The sequence below is a fragment of the Pseudomonas sp. 7P_10.2_Bac1 genome, assembly GCF_025465935.1.
Lineage (GTDB): Bacteria > Pseudomonadota > Gammaproteobacteria > Pseudomonadales > Pseudomonadaceae > Aquipseudomonas.
Window position 1 is genome coordinate 67,125 of record NZ_JANLNV010000075.1, and the last position, 24,904, is coordinate 92,028.

General features: G+C 58.4%; 24 protein-coding genes. 10 read left to right on the plus strand and 14 right to left on the minus strand.

The window, feature by feature from the left end:
* Complete coding sequence (locus tag NTD86_RS15565) at positions 1 to 777, minus strand: response regulator transcription factor (protein WP_262203490.1); 777 nt, start codon at positions 775 to 777, stop codon at positions 1 to 3.
* Between the two features lie 123 nt (positions 778 to 900).
* Positions 901 to 1,374 carry a prepilin peptidase gene (locus NTD86_RS15570; RefSeq protein WP_262203548.1) on the minus strand — a complete coding sequence of 158 codons (474 nt, stop codon included), beginning with the start codon at positions 1,372 to 1,374 and terminating at the stop codon, positions 901 to 903.
* Between the two features lie 70 nt (positions 1,375 to 1,444).
* On the opposite strand from NTD86_RS15570, the gene NTD86_RS15575 reads away from it, so the two are divergent.
* The gene (locus tag NTD86_RS15575; RefSeq protein WP_262203491.1) at positions 1,445 to 1,885 is read left to right on the plus strand and encodes a TadE family protein; all 441 of its coding nucleotides are present in this window, start codon (positions 1,445 to 1,447) and stop codon (positions 1,883 to 1,885) included.
* Positions 1,882 to 4,617, plus strand: a complete 2,736-nt coding sequence (locus tag NTD86_RS15580; RefSeq protein ID WP_262203493.1) for a PAS domain-containing sensor histidine kinase — start codon at positions 1,882 to 1,884, stop codon at positions 4,615 to 4,617. Before NTD86_RS15575 ends, NTD86_RS15580 begins: the two co-directional genes overlap by 4 nt.
* Here NTD86_RS15580 and NTD86_RS15585 read toward each other — a convergent pair.
* The 7 genes from NTD86_RS15585 to NTD86_RS15615 all read right to left on the minus strand — a co-directional run bounded on the left by NTD86_RS15585 (position 4,614) and on the right by NTD86_RS15615 (position 11,523).
* Positions 4,614 to 6,596 (minus strand): pilus assembly protein TadG-related protein, encoded by a 1,983-nt coding sequence (locus tag NTD86_RS15585; RefSeq protein ID WP_262203495.1) that lies wholly within the window; start codon positions 6,594 to 6,596, stop codon positions 4,614 to 4,616. The genes NTD86_RS15580 and NTD86_RS15585 overlap by 4 nt on opposite strands.
* A gap of 233 nt (positions 6,597 to 6,829) precedes the next feature.
* On the minus strand, positions 6,830 to 7,429 hold the full coding sequence (locus NTD86_RS15590; RefSeq protein WP_262203497.1) for a DUF4136 domain-containing protein: 600 nt from the start codon (positions 7,427 to 7,429) through the stop codon (positions 6,830 to 6,832).
* A gap of 29 nt (positions 7,430 to 7,458) precedes the next feature.
* Positions 7,459 to 8,073 carry a DUF4136 domain-containing protein gene (locus tag NTD86_RS15595; RefSeq protein ID WP_262203499.1) on the minus strand — a complete coding sequence of 205 codons (615 nt, stop codon included), beginning with the start codon at positions 8,071 to 8,073 and terminating at the stop codon, positions 7,459 to 7,461.
* Between the two features lie 23 nt (positions 8,074 to 8,096).
* The gene (locus NTD86_RS15600) at positions 8,097 to 8,846 is read right to left on the minus strand and encodes a methyltransferase domain-containing protein (protein ID WP_262203501.1); all 750 of its coding nucleotides are present in this window, start codon (positions 8,844 to 8,846) and stop codon (positions 8,097 to 8,099) included.
* Positions 8,843 to 9,148, minus strand: a complete 306-nt coding sequence (locus tag NTD86_RS15605) for a nucleotide pyrophosphohydrolase (RefSeq protein ID WP_262203503.1) — start codon at positions 9,146 to 9,148, stop codon at positions 8,843 to 8,845. The genes NTD86_RS15600 and NTD86_RS15605 overlap by 4 nt, the downstream gene beginning before the upstream one ends.
* 164 nt (positions 9,149 to 9,312) lie before the next feature.
* Positions 9,313 to 10,167: a MaoC/PaaZ C-terminal domain-containing protein gene (locus tag NTD86_RS15610; RefSeq protein ID WP_262203505.1), complete on the minus strand. Its 855-nt coding sequence runs from the start codon at positions 10,165 to 10,167 to the stop codon at positions 9,313 to 9,315.
* Between the two features lie 3 nt (positions 10,168 to 10,170).
* Positions 10,171 to 11,523 carry a 3-oxoacyl-ACP reductase gene (locus tag NTD86_RS15615; protein ID WP_262203507.1) on the minus strand — a complete coding sequence of 451 codons (1,353 nt, stop codon included), beginning with the start codon at positions 11,521 to 11,523 and terminating at the stop codon, positions 10,171 to 10,173.
* A 122-nt stretch (positions 11,524 to 11,645) separates the two neighbouring features.
* Here NTD86_RS15615 and NTD86_RS15620 point away from each other — a divergent pair, with 122 nt between their 5' ends.
* Positions 11,646 to 12,920, plus strand: coding sequence for an acetyl-CoA C-acetyltransferase (locus NTD86_RS15620; RefSeq protein WP_262203509.1), 1,275 nt, complete (start codon positions 11,646 to 11,648; stop codon positions 12,918 to 12,920).
* A gap of 117 nt (positions 12,921 to 13,037) precedes the next feature.
* On the opposite strand, the gene NTD86_RS15625 is transcribed toward NTD86_RS15620, so the two are convergent.
* Positions 13,038 to 14,069 (minus strand): bile acid:sodium symporter family protein, encoded by a 1,032-nt coding sequence (locus NTD86_RS15625; RefSeq protein WP_262203511.1) that lies wholly within the window; start codon positions 14,067 to 14,069, stop codon positions 13,038 to 13,040.
* Between the two features lie 82 nt (positions 14,070 to 14,151).
* On the opposite strand from NTD86_RS15625, the gene NTD86_RS15630 reads away from it, so the two are divergent.
* Positions 14,152 to 14,943, plus strand: a complete 792-nt coding sequence (locus tag NTD86_RS15630) for an AraC family transcriptional regulator (RefSeq protein ID WP_262203513.1) — start codon at positions 14,152 to 14,154, stop codon at positions 14,941 to 14,943.
* A 254-nt stretch (positions 14,944 to 15,197) separates the two neighbouring features.
* A complete protein-coding gene (locus NTD86_RS15635; RefSeq protein ID WP_262203515.1) occupies positions 15,198 to 16,091 on the plus strand; it encodes a PA4780 family RIO1-like protein kinase in 894 nt (297 codons plus the stop codon).
* Positions 16,092 to 16,143: 52 nt separating this feature from the next.
* On the opposite strand, the gene NTD86_RS15640 is transcribed toward NTD86_RS15635, so the two are convergent.
* Complete coding sequence (locus tag NTD86_RS15640) at positions 16,144 to 17,007, minus strand: MBL fold metallo-hydrolase (protein WP_262203517.1); 864 nt, start codon at positions 17,005 to 17,007, stop codon at positions 16,144 to 16,146.
* Positions 17,008 to 17,100: 93 nt separating this feature from the next.
* Between NTD86_RS15640 and NTD86_RS15645 the strand changes: the two genes are divergently transcribed.
* The 3 genes from NTD86_RS15645 (at position 17,101) to NTD86_RS15655 (ending at position 19,874) form a co-directional block, all read left to right on the plus strand.
* Positions 17,101 to 17,430 carry an ArsR/SmtB family transcription factor gene (locus NTD86_RS15645; RefSeq protein ID WP_262203519.1) on the plus strand — a complete coding sequence of 110 codons (330 nt, stop codon included), beginning with the start codon at positions 17,101 to 17,103 and terminating at the stop codon, positions 17,428 to 17,430.
* Between the two features lie 69 nt (positions 17,431 to 17,499).
* Positions 17,500 to 19,065, plus strand: a complete 1,566-nt coding sequence (locus tag NTD86_RS15650; protein WP_262203521.1) for a bifunctional protein tyrosine phosphatase family protein/NAD(P)/FAD-dependent oxidoreductase — start codon at positions 17,500 to 17,502, stop codon at positions 19,063 to 19,065.
* Between the two features lie 8 nt (positions 19,066 to 19,073).
* Positions 19,074 to 19,874, plus strand: a complete 801-nt coding sequence (locus NTD86_RS15655) for a sulfite exporter TauE/SafE family protein (protein WP_262203523.1) — start codon at positions 19,074 to 19,076, stop codon at positions 19,872 to 19,874.
* 37 nt (positions 19,875 to 19,911) lie between these two features.
* Here the strand turns inward: NTD86_RS15655 and cueR are convergent, their stop codons facing one another.
* The 3 genes from cueR to NTD86_RS15670 all read right to left on the minus strand — a co-directional run bounded on the left by cueR (position 19,912) and on the right by NTD86_RS15670 (position 23,203).
* A complete protein-coding gene (gene cueR, locus NTD86_RS15660; RefSeq protein ID WP_262203525.1) occupies positions 19,912 to 20,325 on the minus strand; it encodes a Cu(I)-responsive transcriptional regulator in 414 nt (137 codons plus the stop codon).
* A gap of 13 nt (positions 20,326 to 20,338) precedes the next feature.
* Positions 20,339 to 22,726 (minus strand): heavy metal translocating P-type ATPase, encoded by a 2,388-nt coding sequence (locus NTD86_RS15665; protein ID WP_262203527.1) that lies wholly within the window; start codon positions 22,724 to 22,726, stop codon positions 20,339 to 20,341.
* 96 nt (positions 22,727 to 22,822) lie between these two features.
* Complete coding sequence (locus NTD86_RS15670; protein ID WP_262203529.1) at positions 22,823 to 23,203, minus strand: hypothetical protein; 381 nt, start codon at positions 23,201 to 23,203, stop codon at positions 22,823 to 22,825.
* Positions 23,204 to 23,350: 147 nt separating this feature from the next.
* On the opposite strand from NTD86_RS15670, the gene NTD86_RS15675 reads away from it, so the two are divergent.
* Together NTD86_RS15675 and NTD86_RS15680 are read left to right on the plus strand one after the other, a co-directional pair.
* Complete coding sequence (locus tag NTD86_RS15675; RefSeq protein ID WP_262203531.1) at positions 23,351 to 23,551, plus strand: heavy-metal-associated domain-containing protein; 201 nt, start codon at positions 23,351 to 23,353, stop codon at positions 23,549 to 23,551.
* A 156-nt stretch (positions 23,552 to 23,707) separates the two neighbouring features.
* The gene (locus NTD86_RS15680; RefSeq protein ID WP_262203533.1) at positions 23,708 to 24,904 is read left to right on the plus strand and encodes a multidrug effflux MFS transporter; all 1,197 of its coding nucleotides are present in this window, start codon (positions 23,708 to 23,710) and stop codon (positions 24,902 to 24,904) included.

Sequence of the window (24,904 nt, forward strand, 5' to 3'; positions counted from 1 at the left end):
TCAGTGCGCCGTTTGCCGATGTTGTTGGGCGGATCCACTTGGAGAGAGGGCGAGTGCCAACTGGGTGCGGTTGTTCATGTGGGTCAGGCGCAACACCTGGGACACGTAGAGCTTGACTGTGTTTTCAGTAATGCCCAAGTCGCAGGCGATCTGGTAGTTGGTCTGACCCTTGCCCACCAGTTTGGCCACGTCCATCTGACGCGGTGACAACTGTTTGAAAATCGGCGGTAAATCGCGCAAGGCTTCGTCGTCCGCTGCGGACGTGCTTTTGAATGATGGCGGATGGCGGACCGATTCCATGTCTTGATAGAGACCGTCGATAGACTCAGCCAAATACTGCAGCTTCTGGTTCAAATGCCCCAGATGCTCGTTCTTTTGCCGTTCGCGCAGAACGGCATCTTGGCGTTGAATGCCCTCGAGCAATTCGTCAAGGTCGATAGGTTTGGGGTAGTAATCGGCAATGCCAATGCGCAAGGCTTTGATGACGTCCTGCTTGTCGGAGTGCCCGGTCAACAGGATGCTTTCAAACAGACGGTGTTTACCGGCAATTTTCTGCAGATGCTGTGTCAATTCGATGCCGTTCATGTCGGGCATGCGCAGGTCACACAGCACCAGACTTATCTCGGGATCAGCAATGAACGCCTCCACGGCTTCACGACTTGATTCGCAACGTACGCAACGGTAACCGTTGCTCTCCAGGAACTCACTGAGTTCTTCGACAATTAACGGCTGATCGTCGACCACTAATACTTTTATTTTTGAGGTGAGCTTGTTCACGCGCTACTCCATGCCTGGCAAGCCAATTTAAGACGTCTTGTCCCATCCGTGTGAATGGAGAGGGGTTCAGAAAACATAGACGTAGTTCCCTAGGCTGTACATGTAATAAATCCTTCGTTTTGATTAGGTTAGACACAAAACGGACAAGCTGAAGCCGCATAAAAGGAATGGGGCAAAGGGCAGTTTTTTTGACGTTTGTCTGATGTTTTCGCCGGGGGGCTGGGTAAAGCGTTGATTCAATGGAGAGAGAATTTTTGGCGCTAGCCAGAACCACAGGCCAGCGCAAAGACCTGCACCAATAAATGTGCCCAGCAGTATCGGACGATCGGTTGCCAGCGCGAGTGCAATTAGTAGTTTTACATCGCCAGCGCCCAGTTTGTTCAGGGCGTAACCAGGCAAGGTAAGGACCAATGCAATCAACAGGGCCCAGCCGCCCTCGGCAGCGCTGGCGCCGAGCCAGGTGGTTCCTGTCCAGAGTAGATACACCAACGCCAGGGCCGCGGCGCCAAAAGTCAGGGTGTTGGCGATGTGGCGTTGGTAAAGGTCTTGGGCGGCGCAGGCGGCAAGCCAAATGAATAAAACCGCTAAATGGATCACGTATTCCCATCCCTTTTCTACGAATGATTCTATGCTGATATCACTGTGAATTGTCAGGGTAGACGCAGTCATGAAAGTTGACCTTCCCCACTCACAAAAAGGCGCAACGGCGATTGAGTTCGCCCTGGTTTTTGTGATCTTTTTCTCAGTTTTGTATGGCGTGCTCAGCTACAGCTTTCCGTTGCTGCTGATGCAGTCTTTTAACCAATCGACGGCAGAGGCGGTGCGCCGCAGCATGGCGGTGGACCCGACGTTGGCGCCGGTAGATTACAAGGCCAAGGTCGAATCAGTGGCCAAAGGCGTGCTGGACCAGCAACTGGACTGGATGCCAAGCAGGATGACCACCAACATCAGTAAAACGGCGGTATATAGCGCGGGCGTATTAACGGTGAGCGTCAGCCTCCCGGCCGCCACGCTCAGCAACTTCCTGCCGGTACTGAAACTGCCTGGCGGCATCACTGTGCCGAGCCTGCCGGACAACTTGTCGGCCCAGTCGAGCCTGCAGTTTTGAACCTGGGTGGAAAGTCGTTTGGACGTTTCTTGGGCCGCGCTCAAGAAATTTCGCCTGAACACCGTGCAGCGCTGATCGGCAAGGGTATGGCCTTGCACCTGTTGCTTGATCATCAGGGGCGGGTGTTAGAGGTGCATGGCGCGCAGCGTTTTGGCCTGCAACTGGTCTGTGATACTGAGGCTCCGCGTTTGCTGCTCGACTATTTGGTGCCGGGCAGCACCCAGGCCCTTGAAGGGACTCCGGCAGATTGGTTGGGGCACAGCCTTGATCTGGACTTTCAGCGCGCCGGGGAGGCTGTGCTGCATACCCGCGGCTGGGTCCAACCAAACGCTGAAGGCTGGCTGTTGCAGTTACTGGACATCAGCGACCTGCGGCGCGAAGGTCAGCAGGGCCAAAACTGTGAACTGTGCATGCGACTGTGCCTGAGCCTGGCCAGGCAATTGCGCTTATGCAGCATGCTGCGTTTGCATGAGGTGACGCAGGAGTCGTTGCAGCGCATCGGTGAGCAATGGCAGGTGCCGTGTATCGCACTGGCGTTGCGTCAAGAAGGACAGCCTGACTGGAGCCTCTTCAGTGTTTATCAGGCGCCTGGCGCACCGCAATGGTGGGGGGCGGGACAAAGCCTGGGCAGTGCGCTGGACAGTTTCAGTGGTACGCGCAATTCGGGATTTGCGGCTGCCAAAGAGCAACCGTTTCAGTTCAGCAGCCTGTTGGGCGCAACCAATGGCTTGTGCATGCCTTATCACGATCAGCGCGGGCTTTGCGCTTGGCTGCTGTTGGGGTTTTCTACGCGTCCTGCGTTGATGAGAGAGAGTGATTGGTCGCACGTGTGCGCCGCCTTGGCCGGGCCTTTGCTGGAGCGTTTACGTGAGCAGCAGCAGGCTGAGCACCGCGATCGTGTGCATGCACTGGAAGGTTTGTTGAGCACGGGTTGGTGGGAGTGGTCGACGGCCACCGAGCAGGTGCAGTTGGCCCCGCAATTGGCCGAAAGCTTGTCGGCCCCCCACACGCCCTTAACCTGCAAAGCCTGGTTAGCGCTGTTTCATCCCGCCGATCGCGATGAGCTCAGTATCCGTTTTGATGAACTGATTGAGCACGGCAAAGACCTGATGGTGGTTGCACGTCTGGAGCTGCCGCAGAGTGCAGGGCCGGCCCCGTGGTATCGGGTTCAGGGGCAAGTGGTGGGCGAGGGCAGTCAGCGCCGTATCATCGGTTTTATGTTGGATGTCAGTGAGATCAAGAGCCAGCAATTGCAAGCAACAGCCGCCCATGCGCGATTGGACAACTTGATCGCCAGTTCACCGGCGGTGATTTATGTGCAGCGTTATGAGAAAGGGGCGTTGGTGCCCAGTTTTTTTAGCGCAAGCCTGCAGCCGTTACTCGGTTGGACCCTGGTCGATAGTCTTGATGGCGGTTTGATCGAGTGGATTCACCCTGACGATCGAGAGCAATACTTTGAACGCACCCGGCAACTGCTGCGCTTTGGCAGTGCACGGCGTCGTTATCGCTTGCGCGATAGCAAAGGTAACTATCACTGGTTGCTGGACGAAGCCAAATTATTGCGCGATGACCTTGGGCTGCCGATCGAGGCCGTGGGGCTGTGGCTGGATGTGACCGAAGCCACCGAGACCAGTGAGCGCGTCAGACGCAGTGAAGAGCGTTATCGAGTGTTGGTCGAAGACTCGCCGGCGATGATTTGCCGTTATCTGCCGGACTTGACCCTGACCTTTGGCAACCAGCCGCTGGCGGCTTACCTGGAGTGCACCCCGCAGGCATTGCCGGGGGTGAATCTGGGCAGTTGGTTGTCGACCGAGCAGCGTGCGGAATTTATGCAGCGCATTGCGCAGTTGACCCCGCAAAACCCGGTAAGTACTGCAGAAATCAGCTTGCAACTGCCGGGGCATGAATACGCTTGGTGGGTATGGTCGGATCGGGGGGTGTTTGATGCTCAGGGTCAGTTGCTAGAAGTGCAGGCCGTGGGCCGCGACAACACCGACGTACGCCGTTCGCAACAGCAAATGACCCAAAGCGCCAAAATGGCCACCTTGGGTGAAATGGCCACGGGCCTTGCCCACGAGATCAACCAGCCATTGAACGTCATGCGCATGGCCATCGCCAACGTGCTCAAGCGTGTGAGCAACGGCGATGTGGAGCACGACTACCTGCAAGACAAACTCACCCGCATCGATGCACAAATTCAGCGGGCGGCTAGGGTGGTCGACCACATGCGCGTGTTCGGCCGTCGTTCAGAAGTCGAGCAACAAGCCTTCAACCCGGCGCAAGCGCTGGAAGGCGCCTTGGCCTTGTTGTGCGAAGGCTTGCGCGGCAAAGGCATTGAGTTGCGCACGGAGTGTTTAAGCGATGCGTTGCAGGTGCGCGGTCACGTCGACCAATTGGAGCAAGTGCTGATCAACCTGTTGATCAACGCCCGTGATGCATTGATGAACAAGCGCGAAACCGACCCAGAGTTCACCCCCTGGATCGCCTTGACCGCATGCGAGTGTGACAACGGCGTGCGTGTGACGGTGGAAGACAATGCGGGCGGCATTGACCCGCGCTTGCTGGAACGGATCTTCGAGCCCTTCTTCACCACCAAACCGGTCGGCCTGGGCACAGGGCTGGGGCTGTCCGTGAGCTACGGGATTATCGACAACATGGGCGGCCGGTTGAGCGTCAGCAACACCGGGCAAGGGGCCCGGTTTTGTGTGGAATTGCCGGTGGTTGAAGGTTAGAGCACGAGTTGGGGCCGACCGCCTTGGTTGCAGGAGAGATTGGCTCCTATTTCAGCGTTACCTAAAGAAACGCCGAGTGCTTTCAATAAAGTATTGATGAGTGGATCTAGTAAAGGCGATAGCAATTTGCTGAACGCCGTTGCAAGTGCAGAAGTGAGTTGATTGACCAAAGATGAAATTGAGTTAAGAAGGTCTCCTGTTACAGTTTTGCCTGGAGGTGGTGTGTAAGAAGTCGTTATGTTGCCCAGAAGAGAGTTTCCAAGGCTGTCTACAATATTTTGAGTTGTGTACTGCTGGTAGTAGGGTGTTTGGTTGATGTTCGGCAGTGTGGTCGGAGACTGAATAGTTGAGGTGTAATATATGTTTTTAGGTGGTTGGCTCACGCTGCTTTGCACCTTCACATTGAAGCTGCCAGCCTTTCCTTCATCTGTAGTGCACAAAAGCCCCAAAACGTAGCAGGTTTTAACATCCATGTTTATAAGTTTTACCGGATCGATGATTAGATTGTTGTTTGAGTCAACCGGCGGGAATGCACCGGTTTGTGGTGCGCTCCCGATACTGAGCTTAGCCAGTGAAGCTGAGGCGAGAACTGTCAAGCTTTTAGGGCCGTCAGAGGCGCAACTGTAATCTGTTACATAGCCGCTGGCACTTCCTGCTTCGACATAAATGTCAAGGGCGGAAGCAATGCTTAAAGGCGCGGACTGGCATGAGAGTGTGCATTTTATAACTTCTATTAGGTTAAGATTTAGGAGGTGTTTTACAACTTCTAGAACAGTTGATAGTACACTCGTCAGTGCGTCGACTAATGGGTTTAAGAGTCGGACAATTGCAAGGTCGAGATGGATTCTTGTTTGGATTTGCGCTGTTTTTACATAGATTTTATTGGGGCCGGTGGGGTTGGCTTTAGCTAAGGCTGGATTTCCTATAATCGATACTTGAGGGGGTTCGATAACTTTTAGGTAAATGGTTGCGGCGCCAATTAATGGGATGTTTGTGTTGATAGTTGCCGTTGCTGCACTCTTGCCGTTTGACAGTTGCACAATGCCTTCAAGCAAGTCGAAAACTTTAATATTTGTATTCAGTCCAGCAGCAGGGGTGCCATTTTGGATGTTGAGTAAATCGCCTAATTTTAAAACCTGGGTGTTACTGGCGATAAGTTTTATGTTTCCAAGGGCCTTGGATGCTACAGTAACGCCGCCGCCATTTTTTTCCAAGACAGTGATTGCGGCATCTAAAAATTGAGTGAGTTTTATATCGCTGTTAAGAAGTTGGTTGTAATTACCTGCGGACACGCCTGCCGTAATCGCCAATTGGTCTAGATAGCTGAGTAAGTTTATATTGGTTGTTGCCAAGCCTTGCCATGAAACTGCGCTGAGGTTCAATGATCCACCCAACATGCCACCAATTAAACTATTAAGTAGAGGAGAACTCGTACTATCGACATTCGCCAGAGAGCTACGGATAGTCAACATGGCCAGTGGTGAGCCCCCAAATGCCCCCACAGCACTCGCCGTCAACTTCGTGGTCGTCGACAACGTCCCCTTACTCACCAAATCCCACACCCCACCGGCAATGCTGGTCGGAATGGTGTTGGTGGCAATCACGCGAATAGCGTCGCTTTTGCTGGGGTCGAGCTGGAAGGTGCGCAGTTGGTTGACGGTGACCAGAGTGCCGCAGGTGGCATTCAGGGTTTGTTGCGTGCCGGCCGGCACGAAGCTGTTGCGGGCGGCGCTTTGGGTGGCGTACAGCGTGGCGGTCGACGGGGTGGCAGCACAACTGCCGCCCCGACTGACCGCCTCAAGCACCGCCATGTCAGCAACCCGTTGCAGCTTGCGTTGTTCCAGGTAGAGGCGGCCGCCGTCGACCACCAGCAACATAAAGATCAGCACCATCCCCAGCGTCAGTGCCGCGATTAAACCAATCGCCCCGTGTTGTTGGCGGGGGCCGTTGAAATACGCACGACGGAAGGGGGGAGACATTGAGCACTCCTGATACTGGAACACTGTCCAGCGCTTCGCTCCAAAGTTTTAGCGAGTGTAGTCAAGAAGTGATCGAGATGCTGGCCAATTGCACACTTTATAAGGCCCGCGTATGCAACTATTGGGAACTGTTGGATGAAAGGTTGTAAAGAGTGAAGAGTAGGGCCGACTCACTTACTAAAGTATTAATACTTCGCAGTTATATACTTTGTTAGTGAGTTGGCCCGATTTAATTAACGCCCTGGCTTGGGCGGATAATTACTCATGATGTCGTTGATGGCCTTGGAAATCGCCGCGCTACGCTCTGCCGGTGTGGCATCTTCGTCGACGATTTTTTCGGCGTTGCCGCGCCAGACCAATTTGCCGTCTTTGGCGTCAATCAAGTCAACCTGCAACGTGCCCACCTGGTAGACGATATTGCGGGTCTCGGCGTAAGCCGGTGCACCCCAATAGTTGCCTCCCCAATAGCCGCCCCACGGCCCAGCCCAAGGTCCACCCCATGGGCCACCGTCATAACTGTAGTTGGTGACCTGTTCCTGACGGTTGGCTACGACCATGTAGGTTTGCACCCACAGGTCGGGTTTGGCGCCGGGCGCCGCCTGGGTCAGGCCGCGTTGATCAAGTTGGCTGCTCAGGGCCATGACCACGCGTTGTGCGTTCAGGCCATTTTTGACCATTGGAGTGTCGGGCAAGAACTGCACTGCCGGGTCTTTCCAGGCCCAGGTTCGGTACTGGGCAAAATCTACCGCCGGGTTGTAGTCATGGGTGACCTGAATGCTGTTGCAAGCGCTCAGCAGCAGGGCCAGTCCCAGTAAAGCAATGCGTCTTAACATGTGGTAAGTCTCCGCTTAAACAAACAGTTTTAATGGGGAGGATAAGCCTGCACTGCTTTGTTCAGTGATTCGCGCAGGGCGTCACTGCGTTCGCTCAGGCTGCCTTTACTACTGGTTTCTGCACTGGAGCTCCAGACCGGCTGACCTGTTTTACCGTCATACAGGTTGAGCCGCACGACCATTACTTCAACTTCGTACGTGCGGACAACCGGTACGCTGTTGTACATGCCGTACTGGTTCCCGTAGCGACCATAACGGTCGCCATACATACCGCCATAACCATAGTCGTCCTGAACCTGACGCAGACGTTTTTCTGTATGCAAATCTGCACTGACCCACAAGTCTGCAGGTCGGTTAGGTTGTGCAGGCCGCAACCCGCGCTGGTCCAGGGCATTACTGACGGCTTCGGCGATTTGTGCGGAGTCAGCCCATGCCGATCCTGCTGGCAGGCGGCCATTTAGCCAGCCCCAGCTTTGATAGCGGCCGTAATCCCTTGGCGGCGCCGGGTAAGCGCTCAAGTCCAGGGTATTGGCCGCCTGCGGTGGGGCGGGCGGGATCGGGATGGAGCTGGCGGTGTAGGGGTTGGGGCTTTGACACGCACCCAATCCCAGACTTAAAGCGAGCAAGGCAACGCGGCGATACATCATGTTCTCCCCAAGAGGGTTCTTTAAACCGGGCGGCATACCCAATGCAGATAACGTCCCAGCCCGGCGAAGGCGGGGTGGCGACGATGGGCCAGTTCCATTTCGACCAATGCTTCAAGGTCGGCGCGGGCCTGAAACTCTACTGGCATGTAATCGTGAAACACCCGTACACCACTCTGGCTTTGCACCTGCCACAGGCCTTCAAGAGCGCTCGCCAGTTCTCGTGGGTCTAGCGGTTCTTGCGGGGTGAGGCTTTGCTTTTCACCGGCCAGGGTGTTCTTGCGCATTTTACGGAAGTGGCCTTTGAGCAAGTTGCGGTAGATCAGGGCGTCGCGGTTATAAAACGCCAGCGACAGCCAACCGCCTTTGGCGGTCAGTTGGTGCAGCACCGGCAGGATCGTGTGGGGTTCGGCCAGCCACTCCAGTACGGCATGGCAGATCACCAGGTCGTAAGGCTCGGTCAGCAGGCCTGGCAGATCTTGCCAGGGCGCCTGAATAAAGGTGCCGGTCTGGCCGGCCTCGGCAAAGCGTTGGCGAGCGCCTTCGAGCATCGGTTCGGCCGGTTCGGCGAGGGTCACGTCGTGGCCACGCTCGGCCAGCCACAGTGACATGTGGCCCAGCCCGGCACCGATATCCAACACCCGCAGCGGGCGCTGAGGCAGCGCCTCTTCGAGGTCGGCCTGGAGCACGGCTAGACGAATCGCGCCCTTGGCGCCGCCGTAGATTTTTTCAGCGAAACGGGTGGCCAGTTGATCGAAGTGACGGTCACTCATTTGCTGAAACGCCTTTCATTGTCGGCCAGTTTGCTGCGCACCACTTGATCCATGTCCAGGCCCAACTCACTGCATAACAGCAACAGGTACAGCACGATGTCCCCGACTTCCTGCCCGGCGTGGGCCAGTTTGTCGGCGGGCAATTGGCGTGATTGGTCTTCGCTGAGCCATTGGAATATTTCCACCAGCTCGGACATTTCGACGCTGGCCGCCATGGCCAGGTTTTTCGGGCTGTGGAACTGCTTCCAATCGTTGTTATCGCGGATGCGGTGCATGCGCTGAGTGAGTTCTTCGAGGTTCATTGCGGGTGGATTCTCCAGAAGGAGCAAAGCTTGCGACTGAATGCAGATTGGTGCAAGTGAAAGGCATGAGCAACAAACACAAACCCCGTGCAGGAACGAGCGTGTCTCTCGAGCTTTAAACCATCAAAAGATCGCGAGGCAAGCTCGCTCCTACAGGTTGATGTTCAGCTGATGGGGCGCCATTGGCCTAGCAAATGCAGCAGTTCTGCGTGCCCGTTGAGCTGGAAGTCGCCGCTGGAGCCCGCATCGCTGCTCAGCAAAATCACTTCGCTGGGTAACCGCACCGGCTTTTTAAACGCCACGCTGATCTCGACATTCGCCGCAGGCAAGTGCGCGTGCAATGCCGCCAACGCACGTGCCTTGAGCCACAGGCCATGGGCGATGGCGCTGGGCAGGCCAAACAGCTTGGCGCTGGCGGTGCTGAGGTGAATGGGGTTGTAGTCGCCCGAGACTTTGGCATAGCGGCGCCCGATATTCGACGGCGCATACCAGCGAGTCAGTTCGGTCAAGGCGAGGGGGCTGTAAGCCGGGGTTGCCGGCACTTCGCCGGGCAAGTCGACGCCTTTGCACAGCAGCGTGCTTTCAGCTTCCCAGAGTGGCCCAAGTAGGTCTTCGACTTGGGTTACGACTTCAAAGGTGGCGCCCTTGGGGTGTTTTTGCAGGTTGTGCACAAACACGCCGATACGCAACCGGGTCACGCCGCCCATCGGTCGTAGAATCCGGATCCGGTTTGTCAGATGAATCAGCCCTAGCAGTGGGAAAGGGAAGTCCTTGTCGGTCAGTAGCTGCATTTGCAGGCCGAACGCCAGCACATGGGGGTACGTCGGCGGCAATAATGGCCCCGGCGCGATCGCGCAGACCTCGCGAAAAGCCATTAACGGCTTAGCGTCGATGTCGATCCAGCAACGTAAACCCTGCTCTGGCAGTGTGCTACCGGTGATCTTGCGTTTGCTGGCCGCCTGAGCGTAAAGCGCGGGCAGGTGGGGCGCAGCGCTGAGGTCGAGCCAGTGCACGGTCATGAGTCAGGCCCCCAAAACACTTTGCCCGCACACGCGCAACGCTTGCCCGCTGACCGCCCCCGAGCCCGGCTGGCTGAGCCACGCCACGGCTTCGGCCACGTCTTGTGGCACACCGCCCTGGCCCAGCGAACTCATGCGCCGCCCGGCTTCTCGCAGGGCAAACGGAATATGCGCGGTCATTTGGGTTTCGATAAAGCCCGGCGCGACTGCGTTGATGCTGATACCACGCTCGCCCAGCACGGGCGCCCAAGCCTGGGCCAGGCCAATCAGCCCGGCTTTGCTGGCGGCGTAGTTGGTTTGGCCGCGGTTACCGGCGATGCCGCTGATGGACGCGAGCAGGACTACTCGCCCGTTATCGCGCAGGGTGCCGCTGTCCAGCAGCGCCTTGGTCAGCACTTGTGGTGCATTGAGGTTGACCGCCAGCACCGCATCCCAATACTCGGGCGTCATGTTGGCCAGGGTTTTGTCGCGGGTGATGCCCGCGTTGTGCACCACGATGTCGATGCCCTCCGGCAAGTGTTCGATCAATTGGGCGGGTGCGTCCGGGGCGCAAATATCCAGGGCCACGCTGCGCCCGCCCAGCCGTGCTGCCAGCGCATCGAGATCGGTTTTGGCCGAGGGCACATCGAGCAAAACAACCTCTGCACCGTCGCGGGCCAGGGTTTCGGCAATCGAAGCGCCAATGCCTCGGGCTGCGCCGGTGACCAGGGCTTTACGTCCGGCCAGCGGGCGCGTCCAGTCCGCCACTTGTGTGGCACATGGGCTCAGGCGCAATACCTGGCCGCTGACAAAGGCACTTTTGGGCGAGAGAAAAAAGCGCAGCGCGCCTTCAAGCTGGTCTTCGGCCCCTTCGCCGACATACAGCAGTTGCAAGGTGCCGCCGCTGCGCAGCTCTTTGGCCAGCGAACGGGCAAAGCCTTCAAGGGCGCGCTGGGCGCTGGCGGCAAACGGATCGCGTTGAGTTTCGGGCGCACGGCCCAGGATCACGATATGCGCGCTGGGCGCCAGGCTGCGCAACAGGGGCTGGAAGAATTCACGCAATTGCTTGAGCTGATCGGTGTGCAGCAGTTCGCTGGCATCAAACACCACAGCCTTGAGCTTGGGCCCCTGGCCTGGAATCCACGGGGTGGCCTCCCATGAGCCGGGGCCGTATCCGAACACGGTATCGGTGAGTTTAGGGGCGATAGTGCCAACCTTGGTTGCCAATGCGCCGCCGCCTAATAACAGCGCTCCATCCACCGGTCGCAAGCGGCCTGCTTGCCAGCGTTCCAGTCGTACCGGTGACGGCAGCCCCAATGCACCGACCACCCGATGGCCGATGGATGAGTTGGCAAAGTCGATATAACGGTCTGACATGGAACACTCTCCGACAGATGGGGTTCAAAGGGTTGACCACAAACACGTCATGGTCGTTCGTTATCAGCGATAAGGCCTACGCTTGTAACGATCAACGGCCTCGAAAGAATAGGGAACATCTTATGAATTTGCGTCGTGTAGCCATAATTGGCGGTAACCGAATTCCATTTGCCCGCTCCAATGGAGCGTACGCGACCGCCAGCAATCAGACGATGTTGACGGCCGCCCTGGAAGGGCTGATCGAACGCTACAACTTGCACGGCTTGCGCATGGGCGAAGTGGTGGCCGGGGCGGTGCTCAAGGACTCCAGGGATTTCAGCCTGACCCGCGAGTGCGTATTGGGCTCACGCCTGTCGCCACAAACCCCCGCCTATGACCTGCAACAAGCCTGCGGCACGGGCCTTGAAGCCGCGTTGCTGGTGGCCAATAAAATTGCCCTCGGGCAGATTGATTGCGCAATTGCCGGGGGTGTCGACAGCGCCTCGGACGTGCCGATTGGCCTCAATGACGGCCTGCGCAAATGGCTGTTGCAGCTCAATCGCACCAAGGCGCCACTGGACAAGGTCAAAGCATTACTGAAGTTGCGCCCGGGGTTTTTGAAGCCGGCCTTCCCGCGCAATGGTGAACCACGGACCGGGTTGTCGATGGGCCAGCACTGCGAGCTGATGGCGCAGACCTGGCAGATCCCCCGCGATGAACAAGACGCGCTGGCCTTGCACAGCCATCAAGCGTTGTCGGCGGCCTATCACTCGGGTTGGGAGGATGACTTGCTTATCCCGTTCCTGGGCCTTGGCCGTGACAATAATCTGCGCCCGGACCTGACCCTGGAGAAGCTGGCAGCGCTCAAGCCGGTGTTCGAGCGCAGCGCCAAAGGCACGTTGACGGCGGGCAACTCGACACCATTGACCGATGGCGCTTCGGTGGTCTTGCTGGCGAGCGAGGAGTGGGCCAAAGAGCGTGGGTTGCCGGTGTTGGCTTACCTGCGCGATGGCGAAACGGCGGCGGTTGATTTCGTACATGGCGCCGAAGGTTTACTGATGGCGCCGGTGTATGCCGTCCCACGGCTGTTAGCGCGCAATGGCCTGACCTTGCAGGACTTCGACTACTACGAAATTCACGAGGCGTTTGCCGCGCAAGTGCTGTGCACCCTTAAGGCTTGGGAAGATGCAGATTACTGTCGAGAAAAGCTCGGGCTGGACGCAGCGCTGGGCGCCATTGATCGCAGCAAGCTGAACGTCAAAGGCAGTTCGTTGGCAGCGGGGCATCCGTTCGCTGCGACGGGCGGGCGCATCGTTGCCAATCTGGCCAAATTGCTGGCCGTGGCTGGGCAGGGGCGTGGGCTGATCTCGATCTGCGCTGCCGGTGGGCAGGGCGTGACGGCGATTATTGAGCGTTAACGGGCTGATAACTTGTGGGGGGCTTGCTCGCGATTGTATTTACGCGGATCAACAAAGATCGCGTTGTCTGCATCGCGAGCAAGCCGCTCCCACATTAAGGTGATTCGTCCTGACGGTTTAGTTGGCAGCGGCCACCGCGGTGTCGTTTTGTTCGGCTCTTTCTTGCCGAGTGCGGCTGGCGTAGCTTTCAGCCATTACCGAGCAGACGATCAGCTGCAGCGGGTGGTAGATCATGATCGGCAGCAAGATCAACCCCAGGCCAGGGTTGGCGCCGAAAATCAGCGCTGCCATCGGTGCGCCGGCCGCCAGTGATTTTTTGCTGGCGCAGAACACGGCGGCGATTTCATCGGCAGTGCTGAACTTCAAGGCACGGGCAGAGCGGGTGGTCAGCCACAGGATGATCGCCAGCAGGATCGCGCTGCCGGCCAGGGCGCTGAAAATCACCGAAGTACCTTGCTGTTGCCACATGCCCGAGACCATCGAGTTGCAGAACGCGGCGTACACCAGCAGCAAGATCACCACTTTGTCGCAGATGTTGGTGTAGCGCTTGTGACGGGCAAAAAAGCGTCCGAACACCGGGCGCACCAGTTGCCCGAGTACCAACGGCAGCAACAGCATGGCGCACAGGTCCAGCAAGGTTGAGCCCAGATCGATACCGCCCGAACCGCTACCGACCACAAAGCTCACCAGCAACGGGGTCAAGAATATCCCCAGTACACTGGACAGGCTGGCGTTGAGAATCGCCGCGGGGACGTTGCCCCCGGCGCTGCCGGTCAGTGCCACCGACGAGGAAATAGTCGAAGGCAGCGCGCACAGGTAGAAGAAGCCGAGCATCAGCAGTGGCGGAATGTGTGCCCCCAGCAGCTTGTTGCCCACCACCCAGATCAGCGGAAACACAATAAAGGTGAAGCCCTGCACCATGAAATGCAGGCGGATGTTTTTCAGCCCGTGACGGATTTGCTCGCTGGACAGGTTGACCCCGTGCAGGAAGAACACCAGAAACACGCCGATGTTGATCACCACTTCCGCGTGCATGCCACCGCCGGTGCTGCCGAACGTGGGGAAGACATAGGCGAGCAAGGTCGCCAGCAACATGCCGCACAGAAACCAGTCTGTGAACAAGCGTTTGAGGTGTTTGAACACATGCATCGTGATCACCAGAGCATTGTAAGAATTGATGACTTAGCCTAACGTCGGGTCTATCTGACGTCTTGCGACATAAGGCCAACCAATGCCGCCAAACGGACAACGTGGTGCAGAACGCGCTATTCCTGCGCTCAAGACCTTGCCTCGACCGCTGTATGCGCGCGCCGAAAGTTTGAGCGCCGGTTCGTGGACGCCGCGCCATCGACATGATTGGGTACAGTTTTCTTACGCCATCAGTGGTGTGCTGGGCGTGCACACCGATGAAGGCAGTTTTTATGCGCCGCCGCAGTGGGGAATCTGGATTCCGGCCGGGCTGGATCACGAAGTCGTGACCTCGATGCGGGCCGAAATGCGCAGCCTGTATGTGCGCCGGGAGGATTGCCTGTGGGCGCCCGCGCATTGCCGGGTGCTGGAAGTGACACCGCTGGCGCGTGAACTGATCAAGCGTTTTTGCGCCTTGCCGGTGGAATACCCTCAGGGTGGCAGCCCTGAGGAGCGCCTGGTGCAGGTGTTGCTTGACCAGTTGGCGGGTTTGAATCAGGTCGGTTTTTCGCTGCCATTGCCCCGTCATGCGCGGTTGTTGGCGCTGTGTAATGAATTGATTGAAAACCCTGAAGCGGAAGTGACGCTCAGCGTCTGGGCCGAGCGTTTGGGAACATCCGAAAAAACCCTGATGCGCATGTTTGACCGTGAAACCGGCATGAGTTTTCGCAGTTGGCGCCAGCGCATGCGTTTGCTGTCCTCCTTGCGGGTGCTGGAAGAGGGCGGCAGTGTGACCCTGGCGGCGTTGTCGTGTGGTTATGAGTCGACGTCTGCTTTTATTGCGGCATTTAAAAAAATGTTCAGTTTCACACCCGGCGAATTATTCAGACATTGATAAGGTTGTTTTGGGATGCGTCCTGCATACATTCTGCTTGGCTCTAGTAGGGTGCGCGTTTGATGAACGGGATTAGTCGATGCCCGAATGTAGGCGCTCGTCTATCATCTAGAACGGCTGACGTCGGGATTTTTTGGCACATGGCGTGCCTACAAGCGACTCTTGCACGGTCTCCCTCTCCCCGTAGTGAGTGGATTGCCGTATAACGAGTGACATTCGCGTGTTTGGTAACAAAGGACCCACAATAAAAGCTGATGAAGACTCCAAAACGCTTAGAACCCCTGATCGAGGACGGTCTGATCGACGAGGTGCTGCGCCCACTCATGAGTGGCAAAGAGGCAGCTGTTTATGTGGTCCGCTGCGGCAAAGAGCTGCGATGCGCCAAGGTTTACAAGGAGGCTAACAAACGAAGTTTCCGCCAGGCCGCCGAGTATCAGGAGGGTCGCAAGGTTCGCAACAGCCGGCAGGCCCGAGCGATGGCCAAGGGCTCGAAGTACGGCCGCAAAGAAGCCGAGGACGCCTGGCAGAACGCCGAAGTGGCGGCCCTGTTCAGGCTGGCGGGTGCCGGTGTGCGGGTGCCCAAGCCGTTCGACTTCCTGGAAGGCGTGCTGTTGATGGAGTTGGTGGCCGATGAGTACGGTGATGCGGCGCCACGTCTGAACGATGTGGTGCTGGAGCCGGAACAGGCCCGCGAATACCACGCGTACCTGATCTCGCAGATCGTGCTGATGTTGTGCACGGGGCTGGTTCACGGTGACTTGTCCGAATTCAACGTGTTACTGACGCCCACCGGCCCGGTGATCATCGACTTGCCTCAGGCGGTGGATGCCGCGGGTAACAACCACGCGTTCAACATGTTGGAGCGTGATGTGGGCAACATGGCTGCTTACTTTGGACGCTTTGCCCCGGAGTTGAAGAACACCCGCTATGCCAAGGAAATGTGGGCGCTTTACGAAGCGGGTACGTTGCACCCTGGCAGCTTGTTGACCGGTGAGTTTGACGACCCAGAAGAGCTGGCTGATGTTGGCGGGGTGATCCGCGAGATCGAAGCAGCGCGTCTGGACGAAGAACGTCGTCAGGCAGTGCGCGCGGCCGATGAGGCGCCATCAAGCAAGTCCGAAGAACCGCCTCCCCCGTGGATGCAGTGATTCGATGAATAAAAAATCCGGCCTGGGCCGGATTTTTTATGCCTGCGAGTTTTTAAAACCGGTTCAGCGGGATTTTCAGGCTGCACACGCCGCTTTCATCGGCAGGCGGCAGATGACCGGCGCGAATGTTGACCTGGATCGCCGGGATCAACAGCGCCGGGACGCCAAGGGTGGCGTCGCGGGTGGTGCGCATGTCGACAAAGTCGGCCAAGGCCACGCTGTCATTGACGTGGATATTGCGTGCCCGCTGTTCGCCGACCGTGGTCGACCACGAGGCCTCACGCCCGGCGGGTGGGTAGTCGTGGCACATGAACAGTCGGGTGTCTGTTGGCAAAGCCAGCAGGCGCTTGATGGATTGATACAGCTGCTGTGCATCGCCCCCCGGGAAGTCGCACCGCGCGGTGCCGACATCCGGCATGAACAGGGTGTCACCCACGAAGATGTTGTGGTGTTCGATCTGATAGGCCATGTCGGCGGGCGTGTGGCCCGGCACATGCAGAGCACGCACGTGCAAGCGGCCGATATGGAAGACTTCGTCCGGCTCGAACAAATGGTCGAATTGCGAACCGTCCAGTCTGAACTCAGGCTCAAGGTTGTAGATATCGCGGAACACACCCTGTACCTGGGTAATTGCCGAACCAATGCCGATCTGGCCGCCGAGCTTTTGCTTGAGGTAGGCGCTGGCAGACAAATGATCGGCGTGGGCGTGCGTCTCCAGCAGCCACTGCACCTTGAGGTCGTGGGCTTCTACAAACCGGATGATGCTGTCTGCGCTGTCGGTACTGATGCGCCCGGCTGCGGCGTTGTAGTCGAGCACCGGGTCAATGATGGCACACTCGCTGGCGTTTGCTTCGTACACCACGTAGCTCACGGTTGAGGTATTGGGGTCGTAGAAACCTTGAATTTCGGCGTGCATGAAAGGCCTCGCGTGAATCAAAAGATACTTCAATATATTGAAACATATATTATCGAGACGTAGACTGTCGACCATTACGTCACGGAGTTCTCCATGTCTGCCCAACTCACCAGTGAAGAGATCGGCCTGCTGCGCGATTCTGCGTCCAAAGCCTGCACCCTTCTCAAAGCCCTCGCCAATGAAGACCGGCTGTTATTGCTGTGCCAACTGACCCAGGGCGAACGCAATGTCGGTGAGCTTGAAGACCTGACCGGCATTCGCCAGCCCACCCTGTCGCAACAACTCGGCGTGTTGCGCGATGAGGGCATGGTCAATACCCGCAGGATGGGCAAATATATTTTCTATTCTCTCGCCAGTTTCGAAGTGGTCTCGGTGATGCAAACGTTGTCTGGCCTGTATTGCGGGCAAGCCCTTAAAAAATAATACAGGCCGTTGCCAGCGACATTCTCCGCCCTCTAATTCCATTCATTTTTGTTGTGCCTGGAGTGCCCAATGGAGCAAAACATCAAGCGAATCGATGCCTCGTTCTCGGTGTCTGGCCAGCTCGCGCTGTCTGACCTCCAAGCGCTGGCTGCACAGGGTTTTCGCAGTGTGGTCTGCAACCGTCCGGACCATGAAGGCGGCCCCGAGCAACCCGAGCACAGCGCGATGCGTCAGGCCGCCGAGGCGTTGGGGCTGAGTTTTGCGTATGTACCGGTGCAGACCTCGGGTGCCACCACTGAACAGGCGCAACAACTGCGTCAGTTGCTGAGCGAGTTGCCGCAGCCGGTATTGGCGTATTGCCGCACCGGCAATCGGTCTTCCAAGTTGTATGAATTGGCGACCCAGGGCTCGCGTGAAGTGCGGCAGTTTGACGTGGTGGTCGTGGGCGGCGGCTCGGCGGGGCTGTCGGTGACTGCGAGCCTGTTGAAGCGCGATGCGTCCCTGCGCATCGCGGTAATCGAGCCCAACACCGAGCACTTTTATCAGCCGGCCTGGACACTGGTGGGCGGTGGCGCTTATGACGTGCGCGACACGGTGCGTTCGACAGGTGAGGTGATGCCTAAGGGCGCGCAATGGATCAAGGCGTCCCTGTGTGCCTTCGCCCCCCAGCGCAAAGTGGTGTTGTTGTGTGACGGCACCGAGGTGGGCTATCAGCAGTTGATCGTTTGCCCTGGCCTGCAACTGGCCTGGGAAAAAATTGAAGGCCTGGAAGAAACCTTGGGCAAGCACGGCGTGACGTCCAATTACCGTCATGACCTGGCACCGTACACGTGGGAACTGGTGCGCTCGATGCGCGGGGGCAAGGCGTTATTCACGCAGCCGGGGATGCCGATCAAGTGTGCCGGCGCGCCGCAAAAGGCCATGTACCTGTCGTGCGATCACTGGCGCAAGCAGGGTGTGCTGGATGCTATATCGGTGGAGTTCAATCTGGCGGGGGCTGCGTTGTTTGGCGTGCCGACCTTTGTTGCGCCATTGATGAAGTACGTTGAAGCCTACAAGGCTCAATTGGCCTTTCAGTCCAATCTGGTGAAGGTCGACGGGCCGAACAAGACCGCCTGGTTCGATGTAACGGGCGCCGATGGCCAAGTCACGCGGATCGAGAAACGCTTCGACATGCTGCACGTGGTGCCGCCGCAACAGGCTCCGGATGTCATCCGCCGCAGCGAACTGGCGGACAAGGCGGGCTGGTTTGAGACCGATCCGGCCACGTTGCAGCATCCGCGCTACCCCGAGATTTTCGCCGCGGGTGATGTGTGCGGCACCTCGAATGCCAAGACCGCGGCCGCAGCGCGCAAGCAAGTTGTGGTGGTGGCCGAGAATCTGATTGCTTTGCGCAAAGGCGTAGCCCTGCCCAAGCGCTATGACGGCTATGGTTCCTGTCCGCTGACCGTAGAGAAAGGCAAGGTGATCCTGGCTGAGTTCGGCTACGGCGGAAAACTGCTCCCGACATTTCCGATGGACCCTACCGTGCCGCGCAAGTCGGCCTGGCTCCTGAAAGCGACGTTGCTGCCTTGGTTCTACTGGCAAGGGATGCTCAAGGGGCGCGAGTGGTTTACTGACTGCAAGCCGGACTGAGTTCAACCATGCTGATTATCATCTTGGGAGCGCTGGTGGGCCTGCTGTTGGGGCTGACCGGCGCCGGCGGCGGTATTCTGGCCATACCCGCGTTGACGCTGGGCCTGGGCTGGACGTTGGTCGACGCCACGCCGGTGGCGTTAATGGCGGTGGGCGTTGCAGCCTCGGTGGGTGCGGTTGACGGCTTGCGCAAGGGGCTGGTGCGCTACAAGGCTGCAGCGCTGATGGCCGGTGCCGGCTGGCTGGCGTCGCCGTTGGGCCTGCATCTGGCCAAATTGCTGCCGGGCGCGGTGCTGATGGCTTTGTTTGGCGGTGTGATGGTGTTCGTCTCCACACGCATGTTTTTGAAGGCCCGCGCAGGTTGCCCGGCAGACGAAGACATGCAGCCGAAAAATTGCCAGCTCAATCCATCGACCGGACATCTGAAGTGGGACCTGCGCTGCGCGGCCACACTGGCATCGATCGGCGCCAGCTCGGGGTTGCTGACCGGATTGCTGGGCGTCGGAGGCGGTTTTTTGATCGTCCCAGCCTTTCGCAAGTTCAGTGATGTGCCGATGCACGGGATTGTCGCCACCTCGCTGATGGTGGTGGCGCTGGTGTCTCTGGGCACCCTGGGGCATCTGGTCTATCAGGGCTTCAGCTTGTCAGAGCAAGGTGTGCTGTTTATCAGCGCCACGTTGGCGGGAATGATCATCGGGCGTGTGGCAGCCCCGAAAGTCTCGGGGCAGCGGATGCAGCAGGGCTTTGCGGTGCTGTGTGCGGTGGTCAGCGTGCTGATGATCGGCAAAGTGCTGTGGATGGTGGTTTGACAGCAACTGTAACCGTTGCCGAGGCAGCCACACGGGGTCATCGGGTGACGTGTTCACAGCAACTGCCCGACTCCAGGTCCTTGAGGATCGGGCAATCCGGGCGGTGATCGCCCTGGCAGCTTTCGACCAGTACCTGCAAGGTGTCGCGCAAGCTGCTGAGTTCCAGAATCTTTTGATTCAGGGCCTCGATATGTTGGCGTGCCAGCGCTTTCACATCACCGCTGGCGCGCTGGCGGTCTTGCCACAAGGTCAGCAGCTTGCCGACTTCTTCCAGTGAAAACCCCAGGTCACGCGAGCGTTTGATAAACGCCAGCGTGTGTAAGTCGTCGTCGCTGTACAGGCGATAGCCGCTGTCGCTGCGGTGGGCGGGTTTGAGCAAGCCAATGGACTCGTAGTAACGAATCATTTTGGCGCTCAGGCCGCTGTGCTTGGCGGCCTGGCCGATATTCATGACAGTTGCCTCCTCACTCAAGGTCTTTGGGTTTCCAGAACTTCAGTAACAGTGCGTTGCTGACCACGCTGACGCTGGAGAATGCCATGGCCGCGCCCGCCAGTACCGGGTTTAAAAAGCCAAAGGCGGCCAGCGGGATGCCGATCACGTTGTAGACGAAGGCCCAGAACAGGTTCTGACGGATTTTCGCGTAGGTCTTGCGACTGATTTCCAGGGCGGCAGGCACCAGCCGTGGATCGCCGCGCATCAAGGTAATACCGGCGGCATGCATGGCCACGTCGGTGCCGCCACCCATGGCGATACCGATGTCGGCCGCAGCCAGCGCCGGGGCGTCGTTGATGCCGTCGCCAACCATCGCCACTACGCCGGTTTTTTTCAGCTCGGCCACGGTGGCGGCTTTGTCGGCAGGCAGGACTTCGGCGTGGACATCACGAATGCCCAGCGCCTCAGCGACCACGCGTGCACTGCCGCGGTTGTCGCCGGTCAGCAAGTGGCTGCTGATGTGGCGCTCATTGAGTTGCTCGATCGCCGACTGCGCGCCGGTTTTCAGGGTGTCGCCAAAGGCAAACAGTCCCAGTACACGAGGCTCAGGGCTTTGCTCGATCAGCCACGACAGGGTGCGGCCCTCGTGCTCCCAAGCGGTTGCGGACTCTGCCAGTGAACCCGGGGCGAGGCCGGTTTCATCGAGCAAGCGACGGTTGCCCAAGGCCAGGCGGCGGCCTTCGAGTGTGCCAGCGATGCCGCGCCCGGTCAGGGACTGGCTGTCTGCCACATCCGGTACGTTCAAGTGGCGTGCGGCACAGGCATCCAGCACAGCCTTGGCCAAGGGGTGTTCACTGCCGCGTTGCAGGGCGCCGGCGGCTTGCAGCAAGCCTGCTTCATCGCCGTCCAGCGCCGCAAGGTGGGCGATTTGTGGGCTGCCGGAGGTCAGCGTGCCGGTTTTATCGAAGACCACGGCATTGACTTCATGCGCACGCTCCAGTGCTTCGGCGTCTTTGATCAGGATCCCGTAGCGCGCGGCGACACCGGTCCCGGCCATGATCGCCGTCGGTGTCGCCAGCCCCAGCGCACAAGGGCACGCGATCACCAGCACGGCCACCGCGTTGATCAGTGCTGTCTCAATCGGCGCGCCATAGAGCCACCAGCCCAGCAACGTGGCGAGGGCAATCAGCAGCACGACCGGAACAAAGATCTGGCTGACTTTATCCACCAGCTTCTGGATCGGCGCCTTGCCGGCCTGGGCGTCTTCGACCAGGCGAATGATGCGCGCCAACACGGTCTCTGTACCGAGTGCGAGGGTTTTGATCACCAGGCGGCCTTCGCCGTTGATTGCGCCACCGGTGACTTTATCGCCTGGCTGTTTCGGCACGGGCAGGCTTTCGCCGCTGATCAGCGCCTCATCGGCGTGGCTTTGGCCTTCGACCACTTCACCGTCCACCGGGAAACGCTCGCCGGGTTTGACCTGCACCAGGTCATTGAGGCGCAAGTCGCTGATGGCAACGTCTTGTTCCTGGCCATCTATTACCCGCAAGGCGCGCTCCGGGCGTAAGGCTTCCAGGGCGCGAATAGCGCTGGCGGTCTGGCGTTTGGCGCGGCTTTCGAGGTATTTGCCGAGCAGCACCAGGGCGATGACCACGGCCGAGGCTTCAAAGTACAGGTGCGGTGTGGTGCCGGGTGCAGCGATAGCCCACTCGTACAGGCTCAAGCCGTAGCCCGCGCTGGTGCCGAGGGCGACGAGCAGGTCCATGTTGCCGGCGCCGGCTTTAACGGCCTTCCAGGCGGCCGAGTAAAAACGTGCCCCCAAAATGAATTGCACCGGGGTGGCAAGTACAAATTGCGCCCAGGCGGGCAGCATCCAATGAATCCCCAGGGGCATTAACAGCATCGGCAGGACTAATGGCAGCGCCAGTGCAATGGCCAGTACCAGTGCCCAACGCTCACGGTGCAAGCGTTTTTGCTGATCGTCCTGCACGGCTTTCTGGTTTTGCGCTTGGTACAGACTGGCCGAATAGCCGGCGCGGTTGACGGCATCAATCAGTTGGGCGGGGTCGACATGGCCAAGCAGTTCAACGTGGGCGCGTTCATTGGCCAGGTTGACGCTGACACTTTCGACGCCGGGGACTTTGCCGAGGGCTTTTTCCACGCGTCCGGCGCAGGATGCGCAGGTCATGCCACCCACATTCAGTTCCAGGCTGTGGGCCGGAACACTGTAACCCGCCTTTTGCACGGCATCGACCAGTGCGGGCAAGCTGTCGGCAGGGGCCTCGATACGCGCCTGTTCGGTGGCCAGATTGACGCTGACAGCACTGACGCCCGAGACTTTGGCCAACGCTTTTTCGACGCGTCCAGCGCAACTGGCGCAGGTCATACCTTCAATCGGCAGATCGAATTGGGTGGGCACGAGCAGTCCTCCTTTAGAAGTTATCTGTCCCTAGGATCGACCTTGACCCCGTGGGAAGGTCAAGGCCACTGCTGTGGGTTATTTCGCGAGTTACAGTCAGTATTCCAATTTGGCGGGTTTGAGGTACATGCCGTCTTGCCCGAGGGCGATTCGGTATTTGCGCACATCACCGGCTTTCAACGTGAGTTGCTGTGCAGGTGGCACCAGCATGCCGGGCAAGCAACCTGGCGCCTGACCGGGTAACAGTTTGAGACGAATACCTACATTGCCCGCAGGTAAGTTGAAGGACAGCGCCTGCTCTTGAAACAAGCGCCCGGCCAATTGGTCGTCGATGTACACCCCGACCTCGCAACTGGTGGGGACTTCTAGGCGCTCGCGAGAAATGATCAGGACGCCATAGTCCTGATCGGCCGCTGCCCACAGGGGCAAACCGGCGAGGCTCAAAACACTGACTAGGCTCAAAGTGGACCAGCGCATGGCTCGGTACCCTGTTTTGAAATCACAAGGCATCCAGCTTGGCCGAGCCAGAAGCAGATTGCCAGTGGGCTGACGCAAGAAGGGGCTTGACCTTGCCACGATGGCAAGGTGGATGCTGGGCTCATCTCAAACAAAGGAGGCGGTGACATGCAAACTTTTAAAGTGGATGGAATGACCTGTGGTGGCTGTGTGCGCGGCGTGACCGGCGCGATTCAGCACCTTGATCCGCAGTCGACAGTCGAAGTGGACCTGGCGTCCAAGACCGTAAAGGTCAATAGCGAGCGGCCTGCAAAAGACATTGTCGGCGCGATTGAAGGTGCTGGTTTTGAGGTGTCAGCCACGGCTTGACGAATAAAACCTCGCGATCTTTTAAACGATCAAAAGATCGCGAGGCAGCTCGCTTTACAGAGGATTGATTAGATAGCTCGCTAACTTAATGTTCATCGTCTGCAACCACAGCTAGACTGTCGTACCGCGCCACCCACAGTACGATTTGGACAACTGATGAACGTTAGAACAATCCTGATTCTGGGCGCGCTCAGCGCTTTTGGCCCTTTGGCGATCGACTTCTACTTGCCAGGGTTTCCAGCGATGGCTTTGGCCTTTGCTACCGATGAAACACATATCCAACTCACCCTCGCGGTGTATTTCCTGGGTTTGTCCATTGGCCAACTGGTGTACGGTCCCATCGCTGACCGCTTTGGCCGGCGCATACCGTTGCTGGTTGGCGTGGGCCTGTTCACCCTCGGCTCATTTGCCTGTGCCTTTGCCCCGACGCTCGATTGGTTGATTGGCGCGCGTTTTGTACAAGCGCTGGGCGGTTGCGCGGGGATAGTGCTGTCGCGTGCGATTGTCAGTGACAAGTGCGATGCGGTGGGCTCGGCCAAGGTGTTCTCGCAACTGATGCTGGTGATGGGATTGGCACCGATTCTGGCGCCGATGCTGGGTGGCCTGATGGTCAACCTCTATGGCTGGCAGTCGATTTTCATCGCCTTGACCTGCTTCAGCGTACTCGCGGCGGTGGCCGTGGCATTGGGGTTGCCGGAGAGCTTGCCTGCCAACGTGCCTCGTCAGCCGTTGTCTGGCGCGCTGCGCCAATACGGTCGTTTGCTCAAGGAACGTGAGTTTCTGGGGCATGCGTTGACCGGGGGGATCGCAATGGCCGGGATGTTTGCCTACATCGCCGGCTCGCCATTTGTCTTTATCAAACTCTACGGCGTGCCCGCCGAGCACTATGGCTGGCTGTTCGGCAGCAATGCGGCAGGTTTTATCCTGGTGGCGCAACTGAACTCCCGTTTGCTGGCCAAGCGCGGACCGGCCTTTTTGCTGGCGCGTACGGTCTGGGTTTATCTGGCAGCGGGCGTGGCTTTGCTGGGTGTCAGCGCCTTGCACACTGAGCAGTTGTGGCCATTGCTTATCCCGCTGTTTATTTGCATTGCCAGCCTGGGGTGCATCATCCCGAACGCGGCGGCGTGTGCCATGAATGGGCAGGGCGCGCGTGCGGGCAGTGCTTCAGCGATGATGGGCTTTTTACAGTTCAGTGTGGCAGCCGGAGCGGCTTCATTGGTGGGCGTTCTGCATGATGGCAGCGCGATGCCGATGGCGATGGTCATCACCTTATGCGGGGTGCTGGTGGTGACGATCGCGATGGCGACTCGCCGTGTGTACAAGGCGCGAGTCGCCGCTGAAGAAGCGGTCTGA